Annotated in this window: 9 protein-coding genes; 3 read left to right on the top strand and 6 right to left on the bottom strand. The window is 65.6% G+C overall.

The window, feature by feature from the left end; translation table 11 throughout:
• Positions 1 to 149: 149 nt before the first annotated feature.
• A complete protein-coding gene (locus KV697_RS18110; protein ID WP_257575429.1) occupies positions 150 to 3,059 on the bottom strand; it encodes a TonB-dependent receptor plug domain-containing protein in 2,910 nt (969 codons plus the stop codon).
• Positions 3,060 to 3,571: 512 nt separating this feature from the next.
• Here KV697_RS18110 and KV697_RS18115 point away from each other — a divergent pair.
• Positions 3,572 to 4,621, top strand: a complete 1,050-nt coding sequence (locus KV697_RS18115) for an arabinan endo-1,5-alpha-L-arabinosidase (protein WP_219019367.1) — start codon at positions 3,572 to 3,574, stop codon at positions 4,619 to 4,621.
• A 346-nt stretch (positions 4,622 to 4,967) separates the two neighbouring features.
• Positions 4,968 to 7,877 (top strand): TonB-dependent receptor, encoded by a 2,910-nt coding sequence (locus KV697_RS18120; protein WP_219019368.1) that lies wholly within the window; start codon positions 4,968 to 4,970, stop codon positions 7,875 to 7,877.
• Between the two features lie 333 nt (positions 7,878 to 8,210).
• Here KV697_RS18120 and KV697_RS18125 read toward each other — a convergent pair whose 3' ends face one another.
• From KV697_RS18125 to KV697_RS18145, 5 genes are all read right to left on the bottom strand, one after another.
• Positions 8,211 to 9,656 (bottom strand): GH1 family beta-glucosidase, encoded by a 1,446-nt coding sequence (locus tag KV697_RS18125; protein ID WP_219019369.1) that lies wholly within the window; start codon positions 9,654 to 9,656, stop codon positions 8,211 to 8,213.
• Between the two features lie 61 nt (positions 9,657 to 9,717).
• Positions 9,718 to 11,511, bottom strand: a complete 1,794-nt coding sequence (locus KV697_RS18130; protein ID WP_257575430.1) for a glycoside hydrolase family 9 protein — start codon at positions 11,509 to 11,511, stop codon at positions 9,718 to 9,720.
• 5 nt (positions 11,512 to 11,516) lie between these two features.
• Positions 11,517 to 13,130 (bottom strand): tryptophan halogenase family protein, encoded by a 1,614-nt coding sequence (locus KV697_RS18135; RefSeq protein ID WP_219019371.1) that lies wholly within the window; start codon positions 13,128 to 13,130, stop codon positions 11,517 to 11,519.
• Entirely contained in the window at positions 13,127 to 14,596 is a 1,470-nt protein-coding gene (locus tag KV697_RS18140) for a tryptophan 7-halogenase (RefSeq protein WP_219019372.1), read from the bottom strand. The genes KV697_RS18135 and KV697_RS18140 overlap by 4 nt, the downstream gene beginning before the upstream one ends.
• A complete protein-coding gene (locus KV697_RS18145) occupies positions 14,593 to 16,110 on the bottom strand; it encodes a tryptophan halogenase family protein (protein WP_219019373.1) in 1,518 nt (505 codons plus the stop codon). Before KV697_RS18145 ends, KV697_RS18140 begins: the two co-directional genes overlap by 4 nt.
• A 254-nt stretch (positions 16,111 to 16,364) precedes the next feature.
• On the opposite strand from KV697_RS18145, the gene KV697_RS18150 reads away from it, so the two are divergent.
• A complete protein-coding gene (locus KV697_RS18150) occupies positions 16,365 to 19,820 on the top strand; it encodes a TonB-dependent receptor (protein ID WP_219021493.1) in 3,456 nt (1,151 codons plus the stop codon).
• Positions 19,821 to 19,996 lie beyond the last annotated feature (176 nt).

The following is a 19,996-nucleotide window of genomic DNA, read 5'->3' on the forward strand; positions in this document are numbered from 1 at the left end:
CCTTCCCCGCCGCCCATTTTAGCCACCCGCCCCTGAGGCTGGCGATCCCCTGCATCCCCAACGGCAAAGGCCAGCGCCGCGATCTTCGCGACACTGGCCTTTCCTGATTTTGCGGGCCCGGCCGGGGCCGAACCCGCCTGTACGGATATTTAGAAGCGGAAATTCGCGCCGAAGCGGAAGGTCCGGCCGACCGCGCCGATCTGCGTATAGGTCGGGTTGTAGTTGGTCGCGGCGTAATTGCCCGCGTTCAGCGGTGCCTTCGCGTCGGTCAGGTTGATGACGTTCATGTAGAAAGTGAACTTGTCATTGACCTTCACGCTGCCGGTCAGGTCGACATCGATGAAGCGGCGGACATGGCAGTTGAAGTTGGGATCGGTGCCGCCATAGGTGCTGCCGCCGTTGCAATCCATCGTGCCGAACTGGTCGAACCCGACCGCCTTGTAACCGGACACGTAATAGGTCGTCGCGGTCAGCGAGTAGGGGCCATAGTCGACGCTGTTCTGCCAATTGCCACGCCACTGCGGCGTGCCCGCGCCCGACGAGGTCACATAAGGCGACTGGGTGCCGACGAAGTCGGTATAGGGCTGGTCGGCGCTCGGCTTGAACAGATAGTGCAGGATATAGGTCGCCTCGGCCCGGCTGGTGAAGCGCAGGTCGTCACGATGCAGCTGCACCTGCGCCGATACGTCGATGCCCGAGGTCTTGAGCGCCGCCGCATTGGCGAAGGGCGAGTTGACGAACAGCGCGCGCAGCGGCGCGTTGGGGAAGGCGGGGTCGATCGCGTCGGGCGTCACCGAATAGCCCGCGGGCATCGCGCCGTTGCCGTAGAAGGCCGCCAGCGCCTGGTTGGACAAGGGGCCGCCGCTGATCACGTCGGTCTTCTTGATGTTGTAATAGTCGGCGGTGAAGCTCAGCCACGGCGTCGGCTGGACGACCGCCCCGGCGGTGAAGCTCTGCGACAATTCGGGCTTGATGTTCGGATTGCCGACCGTGTTGAAGCCGATCGCATAGCTCTGATTGTATGCGCTGCCGCCGGTGCAGCCGCTGCCCGAGGCGGTCGCGCCGTGCTGGAGCTGGATCGAGCAGGGAGCCTTGGCGCTCGTGAAGCCGATGACCGTGCCCGAGGTTTCGGCAAAGCTCGGTGCGCGGAAGCCCTTGGAGAAGGTGCCGCGCAGGGCGAGCTGCTTGAACGGCGTGAACTTGACGCCGATCTTGGGCGAGAAGCGGTTATAGCCTTCCTGATAATGGTCGTAACGGCCCGCGCCATCAATCTCCAGGCTGGTCAGGATCGGCGCGTTGATCTCGAAATAGCCGGATTCGACCGTGCGATGCCCGATTGCCGAGAACTGGTTGAGGCCCAGCGTCGTCAGGTTCGGATTCTGATTGGGATCATTCTGTGCCTCGTAGCGGAACGAACCGCCCACGCCGAGTTGCAGCGGACCGCCGGGCAGCTGGAACAGCTCCTTGGTGATGATGCCCTGGATCATGTCCAGATCGGTGGTCGCCTGGGTGTGGACGGTCGGCGACAGGGCGGCGCGGACGGCGGCGCTGTTCTGCGTCGGGTCGACGAAGTTGTAGGTGCCGTTGTTGATGGCATTGGTCAGCGCGGCGAGGTTCAGATAGCCGTTCTGGGTCATGTCCAGCCAGCTATGGGCGATCGTGCCCGACACCGAATAGGTCCAGCCGTCCCCGAACGCACCGTCGATTCCGGCGGCGGCGCGCAGGACATGGTTCTTGTAGTCCGACGAGGCGGGGATGTCGCCGAACAGATAACGGATCGCGGCGGGCTGACCCGACGCGGCATAGGGGTTGTTGGGGTTGAGCTGTCCGTTGGCGAGGATGGCGGGCAGGATGATGTTCTGGGTGTTGATCGGGTTGATCGACCGGATGTTCGCCGGGCCGCCCGCCGCCAGAACCTCGTTCTGGTAATAGGAGGCCATCAGATAGGCCTGGGTCCGCTCGTTGACCTGAACCGTCGCATGACCGGTCACGCCGAAGCGGGTCTGTTCGGGCGCGATCTGGCCGTAATCGGCGACGGTGTTCTGGGTGCAGCCATTGCCCAGCGCGCCGCTGACCGGCGAGGTGGTGCCGGTGCAGCCATTGGGGTTCAGCACCTGGAACGGCCCGGTGGCGATGCCCGAACCCGACAGGATGTTGCCCGGCGTCAGCTGCGTGGTCGGGGCGACCAGCGCGCTGGTGGTCGAGCCCGGCACGACCGAACCGGCCTGGTTGTTGTCGCCCCCGATCCGGGTCAGGTCGGCGGTGTTGTACGGAAAGCCGCGATTGCGCGACCAGATGGGGTCGTCATGCTGGTATTCGCCGCTGATATAGACGTTGAAGCCCTTCTCGCTGAGCTTGCCGGTGCCCAGCGTCAGGGTCGCGCGCTGCTCGCCGCCGTCGCCGCGCTGGGTCACGCCGCCTTCCAGCGTGCCCGCAACGCCGGTGATTTCCTTCTTCATGATGATGTTGACGACACCGCCGATCGCGTCCGCGCCGTAGTTCGCCGAGGCGCCGTCCTTCAGCACGTCGACCCGCTCGACGATCGCGTCGGGAATGGTGTTCAGGTCGACGAAGGAGCGCTGGCCGTCATCCGACAGCGGGTAATTGGCGGTGCGCATGCCGTCGATCAGGGTGAGGGTGGAATTGACAGTCAGGCCGCGCAGCGACACCGCCGACGAACCCGCGCCGAAGCCATTGGCGAAGGCGGTCGGGATCGAGCCGCTGCTGTCCGCCGAGATCGAGCGGACTGCGTCCGAGACGTTATTGATGCCCGCTTTTCGCAGCGAGTCGGCCGTCAGCACGGTGACGGGCGAGGGGGTCTCGGTGTTGGTACGGCGGAACAGCGTGCCGGTGACGACGATGTCCTTGCCGGGCGTGGCGGCCTGGGCCGGGGCGTCGGTCGTGGCAGGCGCACTCGTCGTGCTTTGCGCGGGGGTGCCGTTGTCCTGCGCCATGGCGGGGCTGGCTACCAGAAGGCCGCCGATCAGCGCGGCGGGCAGGATGGCGGGCGCGGAGGTTCCCCGCAACAAGGCCGCGCGGATGACGGACACACTGGTCATAACTCGATACTCCACCCTTTTTCCGCGATCCGGGCGGCCGCGGAAATAAACTATTGGTGGGGCGAGTTATCGATCGCCTATTCCTGCTGTAAATGACGACAATATTTCATGATGGGAATGGTTTACCAATGTTGCGTGGCGGACACGGAATATGAAATCGCCATCATGTTCGGCGAAAATTTGTGACCTCTGTCGTCCGGCGAAAATCAGCTTCCACACTAGGCGATTTGGAGGGATGACATCGCTCGGCAGGGGAAGATTTTGAAAATCTGTTCATAAACCGACCATATTTCACCGGGCGGGTGCGGTGGGTCGGCCCTGCGGTCGATCAGTCGAATCGGCACGCGATTTTCCCGGTCTCTGCGCGGGTTGCGGTCCGGTAGGATGGCAGGCGACGGCCATGGCCGATCGCGGCGAAGCGGCTTGCGCCATGTTATGTCCGACTATAGTCCCGTCTTATCAAAAGGCTGGGCGTCGTCATGATCCGGCCGCGAAGCGGGGATGCACCGACCATGCGCCAATTGGGCCGATCGCGGAGCCTCTATGCTCTGCGCGTGATGTTGCTGGGCGCAACGCTATGGCTGGCCCTCGCGGCGCTGGGGTTGGCGCCGGATGAGATGGTCCTGTCGGGTGATGTCATGCCCGCGCATGACCCGGTGCTGATCCGCGAAGGCGACCGCTATTACGCCTTTTCGACCGGCCAGCGCGACCGGCGACCGTTGGTGGCGCGAACCTCGCGCAATCTGCGACACTGGAGCCCGTTGCCCTCGCCCTTGCCCGATCTCCCCGACTGGGCGAAGGCGGCGGTGCCCGGTGCGCGCGAGATGTGGGCGCCCGACATTGCGCGGGTCGGTGGACGCTATCGGCTCTATTATTCGGTTTCCCGCTTCGGCTCGCAGCATTCGGCGATCGGGCTGGCGACCGCGACGACGCTGGACCCCGATGCGCCCGGCCATGGCTGGCACGACGAGGGGCTGGTGATCGCGTCGCGCAAAGGCGATCCCTATAATGCGATCGATCCGGCCTTTGCCCGCGATCGGCAGGGGGGCGAGTGGCTGGCATTTGGCAGCTTCTGGGGCGGTATCCAGCTGGTTCGGCTTGACCCGCGAAGCGGCAAGCCTGCCGCCGGGGCCAGGCCGGTGATGATCGCCAGGCGCGGCGCGGAGGACAAGGCCGATGCGATCGAGGCGCCCTTCATCATCGATCATGGCGGCTGGTATTGGCTGATCGTGTCGTTCGACTATTGCTGTCGCGGCGCCAAAAGCAATTACCATCTGCGCATCGGTCGCGCGCGGTCAATCGAGGGGCCCTATGTGGACCGTGCGGGCCGGGCGATGCGCGCGGGCGGCGGGACGGTGCTGCTCCAGGCCGATGCGGCGGGGCGCGACCGGTTTCGCGGGCCGGGTCATGCGGGCGTGCTGCACGACCGCGATGGACGCGACTATCTGATCTACCACGCCTATGACGCCGCCGCCGGAGGCGCCGCGACCTTGCGGGTCGCGCGGCTGCATTGGAATGAGGCGGGCTGGCCATTCGTCGAGCCGGACGAAGCCCGACGGTGATTCGGCATGCATCGATCGGTCGGACCTTGTCCCGGATCGTCCTCCGACCCCAACCGTGCCAAGAAAATGATTTTACTGGTATTTTGTCGGTTGAAAAAGACGGACAAGTGCGAGGCCCCTTCACAAGGGCCGCCGCATCGGCTTGCCCTCTGAATTATAACCGGAATGACATATTATTAGCGCTACCATCCGTAACGCCGGGTAAACGTCTGGTGTGACCTAAAATCCACGACCTGACAGCCGCTTAACATTTTTGTTATCTCTATCTTGACGCCGTTTCGTCATAGTCAGACAAATGCCCCCGTCACAGGCACCGAAAACTCGGGCCGTTTGGAGGGGAAAACTGATGAAGCGCCACATCCTTTTGCTGTCGGTCACGCCATGGGCGTTGCTGGCCGCGCCCGCCATGGCCCAGTCGACGACCACGCCGCAACAGGCCGGAAGCACGGACGCCAACCCTCCCATCGAGACCCAGACGGCCACCGGAATCCGCCAGGATGTGAGCGAAGTACCGGACCGCAGCCCGGTCCAGGCCTCGACCACCGGCCTGCCTGAGGCGGAGACCGATCCGCGCGACATCGTCGTCACCGGCTACCGCGCCAGCCTGGGTTCGGCGCAGGCGATCAAGCGCAATTCGGATGCGATCCTCGACGCGATCGTTGCGCAGGACATCGGCAAGTTGCCCGACAATACGGCGGCGGAATCGCTCGCCCGCGTCACCGGCGTCCAGGTCAGCCGCTATAGCGACGAAGTGAACCAGGTGCTGGTCCGCGGCCTGCCCGACGTGGCGACGACCTTCAACGGTCGCGACATCTTCACCGCCGAGGGACGCCGCGTCGCGCTCCAGGATTTCCCGGCGGGCGCGCTGGCGGGCCTGGAAGTCTACAAGTCCGGGACCGCGGACCTGCTGGAGCCCGGCCTTGCGGGCCTCATCAACGTGCGTTCGCGTCGTCCGTTCGACTTCGAGAAGGGCTTCACCGTCGCGGGCGGCATCCGCGGCACCTATAACGACCAGTCGAAGAAGTTCGACCCGCAAGGCAACCTGCTCATCAGCCAGCGCGCCGACACCACGATCGGCGAGATCGGCTGGCTCATCAACGCCTCCTATACCCAGGCGCAGTATCGCAACGCCGTCCGTTGGGGCGAGGGCAACACCAATTCGCCGACGGAGGGGACGACGGTGCTGCCGACCTCGGTTGGTCGCAATTTCCAGATCCCGACCGCGGTCGGCGTCTATAACGACAGCGGCAAGCGCTGGCGCCCGGCGGTCAATGCCAGCGTCCAGTGGCGCCCAGCGCACAATCTCGAACTCTATTACGACTTCCTCTATCAGGGCTATCGCGGCGATATCGCGAACGACTGGTTCCGCGTTCCGCTGCTCGACAACAACCCGACGCTCAGCGACGTCGTGCTACGCCCCGGCCAGCCGCTTCAGGTGCAGAGCCTGACCAAGACCGGCGGCTATCGTCCCGAGGCCTATCGCAGCACGGCGAAGGGCTACACCAACACCTATCAGGCGGCGGGCGGCGCCAAATGGGATGTGGGTCGCGCGCATCTGTCGACCGATCTGGCCTATACCAACTCGGAATATGGCTCGGACGAATGGAGCTTCGACACGGCCTTTTCCAAGGTGCCGGTCGCCAACGTCAATTTCTTCGTCGATAACGGCGTGTCGTTCGATCTGCCCGGCTTCGACAATACCAATCCCGCCAATTATATCTGGCGCGGCTATTACGAAGCGACCTACCGCGTGCAGGGCAAGGGGTGGCAATGGCGCACCGATCTGGACCTGGAAACCGACCTGTCGCTGTTCCCCAAGCTGCAAATGGGTTTCCGCTGGACCGATCGCGACGCGTCGCTGAAGCGTGGCAACCGCTATGCCTATACCGAGCCGCTCGCGATCCCGCTGGCCGACGTACCGGCGGGCCAGCTGGGGCTGACGCAGAATGCGTTCCGCGGCAATCAGGGCTTCACCAGCTGGCTGATGCCGTCGCGTGACGGCATTGCGGGCAATGCGCCGCAGCTTCGCGACTATGCGTTCAACGCGCTCCAGCGGCTGGTCGCGGCCAATCCGGCCGATCAGGGTTATCGCGACGCGCTGAACCGCTTCTCGACCCCCAATGTCCAGCTTGACCCGTTGGCCGCCTTCTATGCGACCGAACAGACCTATGCCTTTTACGGGCAGGCCAAGTATGAGTTCAACATCGGCTCGGTCCGGTTCGACGGTATGCTCGGTACCCGCGTGGTCAACACGGTGGGCGAGTATCGCGGTATCTCGACGGTGCTGTTCGACGGCGTTCGTCGCAGCGAGGTTCGCACCACCCGCGCCAACTATGTCGACATCCTGCCCAACGCCTCGCTGCGCATCCGGCCCGACGACAAGCTGCAGATCCGCTTCGGCTTCACCAAGACGCGGACCAAGCCCGAGTTCGGCCAGCTGAACCCGGCGCTGAACATCGAGCAGAACACCCAAGCGGTCATCCCCAACCAGCCGCTCGATCCGCGCTTCCCGGCGGGCCTGAACACGCGGCCCAATGCCTATGGCAGCGGCGGCAACCCGGACCTGCGCCCGCTGACCTCGACCAACTATGACGCGACGGTCGAATATTATTTCTCGCCGACCGCCTCGCTGACCGCCGCCGTGTTCTATCGCGATCTCGACGGCTTCATCAGCAATTACGTCAACCGAACCATCGATCCCTTCTACGGCCTGATCGAGATCAACCGTCCCGAAAATGCGGGCAAGGGCCGGATCAAGGGCGTGGAAGTCGGCGGCCAGACCTTCTTCGACTTCCTGCCGGGCCTGTGGAGCGGCTTCGGCGTGCAGGCGAACGTGACTTATCTGGAAGGCAAGCAGCGTTACCCGGCCAATCTGTTCGCCGCGTCCGGCGGCACGACCGAACCGCCGTTCGTGCCGATCACGAACCTGTCGAGGTGGACGTACAATATCGCACTTTTCTATGAGAAGGGCGATGTGTCGACCCGCCTGTCGTTCAACAACCGCGATGCGTTCCTGAACGGCAACTTCATCAACGGCGACGGCTTCTACAATGGCGAGGGCACGACCCGTCTCCAGCGGCTCGACTTCGGCTTCAACTATAACATCACCAAGGAAATCACGATCGCCTTCGACGCGGCTAACCTGCTGGCCAAGCCGTTCAACAATTATCGCAGCTATGGCAACGGCCTGTCCTATCCGCGCGACGTGCGTGACGAAGGGCGGTACTACGGTATGGGAGTGCGCTTCCGCTTCTGATCGTTCGGGGTGGGTTTTGGCCCACCCCCAATATCCGAAAGAGCCTTGCAGGGCAGGGACGGCAGCACGCCGTCTCTGCCCTTTTCGACATTCGCGACACGCCCCTTTTCCCTCTCCCCGGGACAGGGGAGAGGGTTAGCGGAGCTTGCCACCCCTCACCCAGCTCCGACTAAGCCTTTGCTCACGCAAAGACCAAGTCTGCGCAACCCTCTCCCCTCTGTGAGGGGCGAGGGAAGAATAATATGGGCGAATGCTGATCGGCCTTGGAATGCGCACGAAAAACCCCGCCGACCCTGCGACCGGCGGGGTTCGTCATTCATCAGGCTGTCGGGATCAGACCAGCGCGTTGCGGCGGATCAGTTCCTTATACCACTGCGCGCTCAGCTTGGGCGTACGCTTCTGGGTGGCGTAATCGACATGGTGCAGGCCGAAGCGCAGGCCATAGCCATCTGCCCATTCGAAATTGTCCATCAGGCTCCAGAGGAAATAGCCCTTGAGCGGGTAACCCTCGACGGCGGCACGGCGGAACTGGCCCAGATAGTTGCGCAGATACATGATCCGGTCGCCGTCATCGACCAGCCCCTTGTCGTTCAGCTTGTCGTCGGCCGAGGTGCCGTTCTCCGAGATGTAGATCGCCTTCGGGTTCCACATTTCGCTGACCGCACGGACGCCCCAATAGGCGGCCTCGGGCCCGACATAGAGCCAGGGCGAGGCCATGCGCGGCGAATTGGGCAGATGCGGCAGCGGGGTATAGCCGCGCGGATCCTCCGGGTTCGCCTTCACGAAGGTCGGCGTGTAGATGTTCAGCGCCACGAAATCGAGCGGGCTGGCGATCGCCGCCATGTCGCCCGCCTGCACCTTGGGCGCATCGGCCCCGGCGCTCTTCAGATAGGCGTCGGTATATTTGCCCTCCATCACGGCGGTCAGGAACATGGCGTTCTCTTCGCGCATCGCCTTCTTCGTCGCATCGATATGCTCGGGCGTCTCGATGACGGGGACGAAGATGCTGGCGTTGTCGGCAATGCCGACTTCGGTACCCGCCTTGGCATTGGCGCGGATCGCCTGCACGCCCAGGCCGTGCGCCAGGCAGCCATGGTGGCGGACCTGGTTCACCTGGCCCTGGGGCAGCTTCAGGCCCGGCGCATGGATGCCGACCATGTGGCCGAGGTCGGTGAAGCAGCGCAGCTCGTTGACCGTCATGAAGCGGTGGACGCGGTCGGACAGCTTGCCCGCCATGAAGCCCGCATAGTCGGCGAACGCCTTGGCCGTGTCGCGATTCTGCCAGCCGCCGGGCAGCGCCTGCGGCAGGTCCCAGTGGAACATGGTGACATTTGGCTGGATGCCCGCGGCCAGCAGCGCGTCGATCACGCGGTTATAATAGTCCAGGCCCTTCTGGTTGAACTTGCCGCGACCCTCGGGGAAGATGCGCGACCAGGCGATCGACATGCGATAGGCCTTCACGCCGAGATTCTTCAGAAGCGCGATGTCCTCGTTATAGCGGTGATAGCTGTCGCAGGCGACGTCGCCGGTGTCGTTGTTCGCGACCTTGCCCGGCGTGTGCGAGAACACGTCCCAGTTGGTCAGGCCGCGCCCGTCTTCCTTCACCGCGCCTTCGATCTGATAGGAGGCGGTGGCGCAACCCCAGAGGAAATCCTTGGGAAAGCTCAGGTCCGACGCCGTGGCGGCTGCCGCGCGGGTGGCGGCCAGCGTGCCGCCGCCGGTGGCGAGAGCGGCACCGCCCATCGCCATGCCGGTCTTCATGAAATTACGACGGTCCATATTCTGTCCTCTTCTGTAACTTTTGTAACGATGTTCGGGTGAATGGATGCTGTCGCCGCCGTCAGGGGCGGGTGGGCAGGGGTCGGGTCAGATCGGTGGCCAGCCAGACGAGCGGCGCATTCCAGTTGATCGCGACCTCGTTGTGCGCATAGGCGCGCGCGTCGTCGATCCAGCAGCGTGTGCCCATGCACTTACCCTTCAACGGTGCGGAGGCCGGTTCGGGAAAGACGGTGCTGTTCGCCCCGCCGCTCAGCACGCCCGGCGGCGGGCCGGGCAGCCTGGTGTCGAACTGATGCGCCCAGAAACGATGATGCGGGTTCTGCATCGGCTTCCATCCGAAACCGCTGACATAGCTCTGGTCGAGCGGATTGCGGCCCAGCACATAGTCCATCGCATCGACCGCCCCGTCGCGGTAGCGCGCCTCGCCGGTGAAGCGCGCCGCCAGCGCGAGTATCTGCCCGCGCCCCAATATCCCGCTGTTCGATCCCCAGTGATAGGCGGTCGAGGCATAGGGGATGTGATAGCCCGACCGGGTTTCCTCGGCGAGGAACCGGTCGGCCAGCGCGATCAGCTTGGCCCGCGCCGCCGCGCGTTCGGCGGGGCTGACGCCGGTCGCGGTCGCCAGCGTGATCGTGCCCAGCGCGGCGGTGCTGCCCCAGCTCGGCTCGCCGGTCAGCGGGGCGGCATGGAGCGGCATCTTGCGTAGCGATTCGGCCAGTTCGGGCATGCCGGTCGCGGCATAAAGCTCGGCGGTCGCCCAATAGAGTTCGTCGGACAGCTCGCCATCGCCATAACCGCCGCTGCCGTCGAACGCTTGTGCGGCATAGACGTCGGGGTTGCGCAGCGCCGCCCGGTACGCCTTGCCCGCCGCGACCAGGCAGCGCCGGGCGAATTCGTCGTCGATCCCCCGCCAGATGCGCGAACATTGCGCGGCGGTCGCGGCGAGGTTCAGCGTCGCGGCCGTGCTGGGCGGGAAGAGCAGGCGCTCCTCCTGATCGTCTGCGGGGGCGGTGGGCAGCTTGGTCCAGTGGCGATCGGCGATCTTGTGGTGCGCCATGCCCGACGCATCGACCGGCGTCAGCCGCAACGGCCCGCGACCCTGCCGCCCGAGCGGCAGTTCCATGGTCTTGCCGTCGGGCACCTGCATCGCCAACAGGAAGCGCATTTCGAAACGCGTCTCGTCGAGCAGGTCGTTGATGCCGTTCCCCGCCTCGGGCAGTGCGGCGCTGCCATCGGAGAAGGGGGGCGAGGCCGCATCCACCTCATAGAGATTTTGCAGCATCCACAGCGCGATGCCGCCATTGACGACATATTTGCCCTGATCGCCCGCATCATACCAGCCGCCGGTCACGTCCAGCGTATAGGGACAGCCCGGCCAGTCGGTGCCCGCCTGATCGAGCCCCTTGAAGCAGGTCACGACCTCTTTCGCGTGCCCCGCCGCCCGCGCCCATTGCGGACCGCCCGCGAAGCGCGCGTCGATCGCCACCCCGGCACGCTGTTGGTAGAAGAAATTGAGCGAGGCGTGCGACAGCGGACGATAGACATCGGCCGCGATGGTGAAGGGGTGGCTGGTGCGGCCATCGACCTTCAGGCGATAGGTGCCAGGCGTGCGGAACGTGCCGAAGTCGATCTGCTGCACCGTATCGCCCGAGGCGGCGTCGGGGCCGAAGACCGTCGCCTGCCCGCGCGCGACCGTGCGGCCCTTTTCGTCGAGCAGCTCCCAAGGCAAGGGCGCGCCGTCCTTCGCGACGATCGCGCGCTTGGCGGTGTCGGGGCGGAAGCCGATCTGGTTGAGATGCGGCCCCGGCGCTTCTCCCGCGCCGGTCGCCGCCAGCGCCAGCAGCGGAAGGATCACGCGCGTCACAGCAGCGGGCCCTTGGCCTGCACCGTGCCGCTTGTCCGCGCGAAGTCGAACCCGTCCTGTCCGCCGCGCGCCGCCGTCATGGCGGGGGCGAGCGGGGAGGGGGCGGTCATGCGCAGGAAATCGCCATGGCTGGGCATCCGCGCGGCGGTGTCGGCATAACCGGCGTGCATCTGTGCCAGCGCCTGCGCGACCAGATCCTCGTCCAGCGCATCGGCGGCGGGTTCCCAGCTTTCGGGCACCAGCCCCTGGCCCAGGCAGACTGCGACCCAGCTGGGGTTGCTGAACAGGTCATAGCCTTCGCGGAACAGCCGCCCCTTCCCCGACCACAGCGCAATCTTGCGCGCGAGACTATCGGGCACCTCCATGGTGCGCACCCGGTTCCAGAAGGGCGTGTCGTCGCGCCGCGTCGCCTTGTAATGCAGGATGATGAAGTCGCGCACATCCTCATACAGGTCATGCATCTGGCGGTTGAACTCGTCGCGCTCGGCGGGGTCGAAGCGTTTGTCGGGGAACAGCGCGGTCAGACGCTGGATCGCGGCCTGGACCAGATGGATGCTGGTCGATTCCAGCGGCTCCAGAAAACCGCTCGACAGGCCCAGCGCCACGACATTGCGGTTCCAGCTCTGCCGCCGCCGCCCGGCGGTGAAGCGCAGATGGCGGGGATCGCCCAGCAACTCGCCCTCCAGGCTGCCGAGCAATTGCGCCTCGGCCGCCTCGGCATCCAGATAATCGCTGCAATAGACCAGGCCGTTGCCCATCCGGTGTTGCAGCGGAATGCGCCATTGCCACCCGGCGTCACGCGCGGTGGCGCGGGTGAAGGGATCGGGCTCGACCGGGTTGGGCAATGCGCACGGGGCGGCGACCGCGCGGTCGCAGGGCAGCCACTGCGCATAGCTTTCATAGCCGGTTTCCAGCGCCTCCTCGATCAGCAGCCCGCGAAAGCCCGAGCAGTCGATGAACAGATCGCCCTCGATCCGCCGTCCATCGGCCAGCGTTATCGCCTCGACATAGCCATCCTCGGGCCGCAGGTTGACCGCGTCGATCCGCCCCTCGACCCGCGTCACCCCGCCGCGCTCGGCATAGCCGCGCAGATAGCGCGCATAGAGCGAGGCGTCGAAATGGAAGGCGTAGAACAGCTCGCGGATCGGCGAGCGCGCATCGGGCTTGGCGCGACCGAACTTGCCGGCCTTCGCCGCGACCGCGCTCATCGACCATTCGGCAATGTCGGGCAGCGCGCGGCGGCTGCGTTCGCGCAAATAGAGCTGGTGGAAATGCACGCCCTGCAAATCCTGGGCATGGCGGCCGAACGGGTGGACGTATCGTTCGCCCTTGTCGCCCCAGTCGACGAACTCGATGCCCAGCTTGAAGGTGCCGCCGGTCTTGGCGAGGAAGTCGTTCTCGTCCAGCCCGAGCATCTGGTTGAAGGTGATGATCGGCGGGATCGTCGCCTCGCCGACACCGACCGTGCCGATCTCCTCGGACTCGACCAGCGTGACATGGGTATAGCCATTGTTGAGCAGCCGGGCGAAGGCGGCGGCGGCCATCCATCCGGCGGTGCCGCCGCCGACGATGACGACCCGGCGGATCAAATGGTCGGAATGGGGAGTCATCGGGCAAGGCGCCTCATCTGGGCCGCGCGCCACTGCGCATGGGCCGGAACATGGGGAAGGGCGGCGGCGATCGCGTCGGTCATCCGCGCCATGGCGGTATTCACTTGCGGCGCAGGGACGCCGTGGACCAGCGGGTCGATGCGACGGGGAAGATATCCTTGCCCGAGCAGGATTGCGGCCCAGCTGTCGCGGGTGAAGGTCTCTTCCTCGTAAAAGGGCAGGCGACCCCGCTCGCCGAACTGGCCGAGCGTATGGGCCAGCGACGCAGGGAGTTCGGCCTTCGCCACCGCCTGCCACATCGGTTCGGGGCGGCGGGCGGTGCGGTAATGCGCGGCCAGGAAATCGCGCACCCGCTCTGCCTCGGTCAGGGTCTGGCGATTGAAGTCGGCGGCCTCGACCTCGGCCATGGCGCTGTCGGGCAGCATGGTGATCAGCCGGTCGATCGCGCTCAGCGCCAGATGCAGGTTGCACCATTCCAGTGGTTCGACCTGCGTCGCCGCGTCACCGATCGCGATACAGTTGCCGCGCCATGGCTGGGGCCGGGTGCCGGGGCGGATGACGATGGGGGCGTCGACCACGGCGCCGTCGCGGGCCAGCATCGCAGCGGCCTCGGCATCGGACAGATGGGCGCTGCCATAGGCCATGCCGACCTGCTCGCCGCTCGACCAGAGCCAGCCCGCCGCATGGGCGGTGACGGGCGTCAGCACCGGCGCACCCTCGCCCGCCATCTGCGTGCCCAGCAGCACCCGGTCGCAGGGCAACCAGTCGCGCCAGTCCTGCCACGCATCGTCGATGCTGCCCCGCAGCAGCGCGGCGGGGCCGGTCGCATCGATATAGAGATGCGCGGTCAAAGGTGCGCCATGCTGCACTGCGATAGCGGTCACATGGCCGGTCGCATCGACCTGGACCTGAGCGATCGAATCCGTGACCTCGCGGACCCCGACATGCAGGGCGAAGGCCCGCATCATCGCGACCTGGCGGGGGAGGTCGAGCGTCAGGCCATAGTCATGCCCGGCAAAGGGTGTGCCCGGCGACGGGGGCACGAAGCCACCCGCCCGCGCCAACTGTGCCGCCGGGCAATAGGCGTCGAACGGCGCCGCGCGGCCGTCGCGCGCGGCGCGAACCCAATGGAGGTGAAACGCCGCCGGGCCGATCGCATGACCGTAGCCGTCATAGGCATGGACATAGTCGGGCAGCCCCTCCGCCCAGCCGGAGAAGCGCGTGCCCAGCCGATAGCCCGCGCCGGTCCGCGTCACCCCGTCATCCTCGCCGATGCCCAGATCGGCATGGAAACCGGGCAGCGAGGGCAGGGTGCAGGCGATCCGATCGGCGAGTGCGTCATGGGCGGGCGGGGTGGCGAGCAGCGTGACGTCCAGGAACGGTGCGCGGCGCTTCAGCGCGGCGGCGGCGCTCCAGCCGGTCAGGCCGCTGCCCACGGCCAGCACATGGCGAATGGGGGCGCTCATGCCGCCACCATCGGGCAATAGCGTTCCAGAAAGGCGCGGTGGTCGGGCCGCATGGCGACTTCGGCAGCGATCTCGCTGCGAAGCGATTGAACGGCCTGAACCAGATCGCCGGTCCCCGCCACATCGGCACGCGGGTCCCAGCCTTCGGGGACGATGCCCTGGCCCAGATACACCGCGATCCAGCTGGCATCCAGGAACACGCCCTCGCGATACTTCACCACCCGGCCGCGACGGCGCCATAGCTCCAGCTTTTCGCCCAAGCTGTCGGGAATCGCCATGGTGCGGACATAGTTCCAGAAGGGCGAATCGTCGCGCGACGTGGCGTGGTAATGCAGGATCAGGAAGTCCCGGATCCGGTCATATTCCAGATCGATGACCCGGTTGAATTCGTCGCGGTCGGACGCTTCCATCCGGCGGCCGGGGAACAGCTCGATCAGCGCGGTGATCGCCTGTTGCACCAGATAGATGCTGGTCGATTCGAGCGGCTCCAGGAAACCGCTAGCCAGCCCGATGGCGACGCAATTGCCGACCCAGCTTCGCCGCCGCCGCCCCGCCTTGAAGCGCAGCAGGCGCGGCTCGGCCAGCTTCTCGCCCTCCACGGCCTCTTCCAGCGCGCGGGCGGCATCGCCGTCGCTGATGAAGTCGCTGGCATAGACATAGCCATTGCCGGTGCGATGCTGGAGCGGGATGCGCCAGCGCCATCCGGCGGGCATGGCGATCGCGCTGGTATAGGGGGTGACGGCGGTCTCGGTCCGGCACGGCATGGCGACGGCGCGGTCGGTCGGCAGCCATTTCGACCAGTCCTCGAACGGTTCGTCCAGCGTCTGGCCCAGCAGCAGCGAGCGGAAACCCGAGCAGTCGATGAACAGGTCGCCCTCGACCCGTTCGCCATCGGCCAGCGTGACCGAACGGATCAGCCCGCTCTCGCCGTCACGCTCGACATCGACGACCATGCCCTCGGTGCGCACCGCACCCGCTTCCTCCGCCAGGCTTCGCAGATAGGGGGCGAACAGCAGCGCATCGAATTGATAGGCATAGCCGAAAGTGGAACTCAGGCCGCCCCGGCCCTGATCGGGATGCTCGAACCGCGCCTCGCGCGCCAGGGTACAGGCATAGGATAGCTGGTCCAGCGGCGGCAGATCCTGTCCCTCGCGCGCCAGCCGCGACCAGTAATGGTGGAAATCGATCGCCCCCGCGCCGCGTCCGAACGTGCCGAACGGGTGGATATAGCTGTCGCCGATCCGGCCCCAATCGCGAAACTCGATGCCCAGTTTGAAGGTGGCCCGGGTGCGCGCCATGAACTCCGCCTCGGGGATTCCCAGGCGTTCGTTGAAGGAGCGGATATGGGGCAGAGTCGCCTCGCCGACGCCGACGACACCGATCGCCTCGGACTCGATCAGGCGGACCGTGCATTGTCCCGAAAGAAGACGAGTCAGGGCCGCGCCGGCCATCCAGCCCGCCGTACCGCCGCCCACAATGACGACCCGCACCACGTCGTTTGTCACTTTCGTCATCCACCCCCGACCCGGTGATTCCCGGGCCAATTTCTCATTTCATGCCGTGCGTCGGGTCCTGCCGCAATCCACCGACAGGGGGAGCGTGGCAGGAATGTCGCACCTTGTCCCGGATCGGACGTTCTTTAAGTTAAACATCTTGTCGAAATGTTGCTGGTAGCGCAATCACGAGTCTGTGAAACGTGTCGAAAGGCACGATCGCGACCGAACCACGCGACGCCAATGGGGCGCGCGCCAAGGGGGGGATGACCATCATGCGCAGCGCTGCGCCGCTCACTGCCAATGCCAATCGTTTTAATCGGCTCCTGCTCGGCGCGTCCGCCGGTGCCCTGTGCATCGCCGCGCTGACCACGCCTGCCCTCGCGCAGACGACCACCGATCCCGACCAGAGCGCCAGCTCGCCGACCGGCGCGGTCGCGGGCCAGGGCACGGCCGGCTCGACCACGCCGCGCACCAGCGCCAGCGTGCAGGCCGCCGGTGCGCAGCCGCCTGCAGGCGATGAAGCCGATGCCGGCAAGGACATCGTCGTCACCGGCATCCGCCAGAGTCTGGCGAATGCGCAGACGATCAAGCGCAACTCCGACACCGTCGTCGACGCGATCACCGCGTCCGACATCGGCGCGCTGCCCGACCGTTCGGTCACCGAAGCGCTTCAGCGCGTCCCGGGCGTGTCGATCAGCCGCTTTGCTGCCGCCAACGACCCCGACCACTTCTCGGTCGAAGGCTCGGGCGTCGCGGTGCGCGGCCTGACCTTCGTTCGGTCCGAGTTCAACGGTCGCGACACCTTCTCGGCCGGTATCGGCGGCCAGGCGATCAACTTCTCCGACGTCCCCGCCGAACTGCTCGGCTCGGTCGAGGTGTACAAGAACGCCACCGCCGAGCTGATCGAGGGCGGCCTGGCCGGTACGGTCAACCTGAACACCCGCAAGCCCTTCGACAACAAGGGCTTCCACCTGGGCTTCACTGCCGAGGGCAATTACGGCGATTTCAAGAAGAAGTGGTCGCCGACCGGCTCGCTGCTGGTCAGCAACACCTGGGACACGGGCATCGGCCGCTTCGGCCTGCTCGGCAACGTCTCCTATTCGCGCGTCCGCAGCCGCGCGGACAGCATCCGCATCACCAACATCCAGACCCGCGACAACACGCTGGCGCTGGCGGCCAACTCGACCACCGCGCAGAACTGCCGCAACCCGCTGCCCGGCACGGTCGACCAGACGACGCTGCCCGTCGGCGGCGCGACCGGCTTCGCGTGCGGTGCGGCGAGCACCCCCGGCGCGGATGGTTATCTCGATCCGGCATCGCTGCGCTACGCCCCGATCGGTGGCCAGTTCGCGACGCAGGAATTCGACCGCAAGCGTGACGGCGTCGCGCTGGCAGGTCAGTGGCAGAGCACCGACGAGCGGACCGTCCTGACCGCGCAGTTCCTGCGCACCCACACGGTCAACAACACCTCGGAGCGCACCTTCGAGACCGCGCCCGATCTGTCGGAATACAGCACCTATCCGGTCGGCTGTCTCCAGAACAATGCTGGACCTGCCAACTCGACGATCGCGCAGTGCCCCACCGGCTCGACGAAGAACTACGTCTATGACGCGGGCGGCCTGTTCCAGTCGGGTTACATCACCGCGCCGGGCAACGGCTATCGTGCTTCGTGCAGTGGTCAGGCGACCTGCTGGGTTCCCACCGGCGGCACGCAGCAGTCGCTGGCGCGCGGCATGACGCGTGACGAGAACACCGTCACCGACTTCGGCCTGAACCTGAAGACCCAGCTGGACGACCATCTGTCGATCAATCTGGACGGCGACTATACCCGTGCGAAGAAGACCAGCACCGACCTGCGCGTGTTCGGCTCGACCTTCGCCGACTCGGAGCTGGACCTGACCGGCAACCTGCCGGTCGTGATCCCGCACAAGCCGTCGACGCTTCAGGCGAGCTGGGCAACGCCCAACCCGACGCTGAACCAGCAGACGGACGCCCAGTATTTCGCCAACCGCAACGTCCAGTTCTGGCGCGCGGCGATGGACCATCTCGAAGAGAGCGTGGGCCGCGAATATGCGTTCAAGGCGGATGCCGACTATAAGTTCGACGATGGCAGCTTCTTCACGCATGTGAAGTTCGGCGCGCGTTATGCCGACCGTTCGTCGGAAGTGCGCTACACCACCTATAACTGGGGTGCGCTGTCGGAAGTCTGGTCGGGCACGAACCCGGTGTCGTTCGCGCAGGCCCCCGGCCAGACCGAGCTCTACACCTTCCCGAACTTCTTCCGTGGCGCGACCAACGGTTCGCCCTCTGCTTACTACTATACCGGTGACATGACCGGGAATTATCAGCAGTCGGCGGCCTATTTCCAGTCGATCGGCAATCTGTGGAAGACCGCCAACGGGTCGACCGCGACGACCTGGTCGCCGCTGGCGCAGCGCGCGGGCGTCGTCGCGGGTACGCCGTACCTGCCGTCCGAAATCCAGCTGGTGAAGCAGCAGGACAAGAACGCCTATGCGCAGCTGAACTTCGCGACGCCGGGCAATCTGTTCGGCAATGTGCGGATGAGCGGCAATGTCGGCGTGCGTTATGTCCTGACCGACGTGGTCTCGGCCGGTTCGATCGGTGCGCCGACGCAGCAGCAGACGGGCACGACCGATGCGTTCGCCACCCGCTGCGCACCGCAGCCCGTGACTCAGAACGGCCAGCCCGTTCTGCAGAACGGCGTTCCGCTCGTCGCCGTTCCGGCAGGCATCTGTCAGCTCGGCCAGGCCGGATACAATGCGATCCAGCAGTTCTCGACTGGCATCACCACGCCGGACACGGCGCGCAGCCAGTATCATTACTTCCTGCCCAGCGCGAACCTGAAGTTCGGCATCGGGCGCGACGTGGTGCTGCGTCTGGCGGCGTCGAAGGTCATGACCCGGCCGGACTTTGCGAACATCCGCAACTTCCTCCAGCTTGGTTTCGACACCAACAGCGGTCAGATCACGGCGACGGCGGGCAATCCGTATCTGAAGCCCGCGACCGCGTGGCAGTTCGATGCGACCGTCGAATGGTATTTCGCCCGTGTCGGCCAGCTGTCGTTCGACGTCTTCTACAAGTCGGTGCAGAACTTCTTCTACCAGTCGCTGACCAACCGCTCGATCACCAGCAACGGCATCACCCAGTCGGTGCTGGTCCGTGGCCCGGCCAACTACGAGGGCACCGGCAAGATCAAGGGCTTCGAGGCTGCGTATCAGCAGACCTTCGACTTCCTGCCGGGTCTGCTCAGCGGCTTCGGCGCCAGCGGCAGCTATACCTATATCGACAGCTCGGGCCTGCCCAACTCGTTCCTGAACGGTGGCGCTCCGGCCAATACGTCGAACATCAAGCCGGGCAACATTCCGCTTGAGGGTCTGTCGCGGCACACGGTCAACGCGGCCCTGTTCTACGAAAAGGGTCCGGTCTCGCTGCGTGCGGCGTATAACTGGCGTTCCAAGTATCTGCTGACCCCGGCGGACGTGATCTTCCCGTACACCTCCATCTATCAGGATGCAGGCGGGCAGCTGGACGCGTCGGCGTTCATCAACCTGAACAAGTACCTGAAGATCGGCGTACAGGGCGTGAACCTGGCCAATCAGGTCATCAAGACCGAGCAGGCCTATATCAGCGGCTCGACCGCGACCGCGCCGCGCTCGTACATCGTCAACGACCGCCGCTTCTCGTTCGCGCTTCGCGGCACGTTCTGATCGGGTTTACCGGCCGGGTCCTTCGGGGCTCGGCCGGTGGCCGACAAAAAACCGCCCGCTTCCGTGAGGGAGGCGGGCGGTTCTTTATTTGAAAAACCCTTCACCCGTTCAGCCTGAGCGAAGTCGAAGGCCAAGGGAGAACCTCCGCCAAGAGGCGGGCCTGGGACGCGCACTTC

It is taken from the genome of Sphingomonas sanguinis, assembly GCF_019297835.1.
GTDB lineage: Bacteria > Pseudomonadota > Alphaproteobacteria > Sphingomonadales > Sphingomonadaceae > Sphingomonas > Sphingomonas sanguinis_D.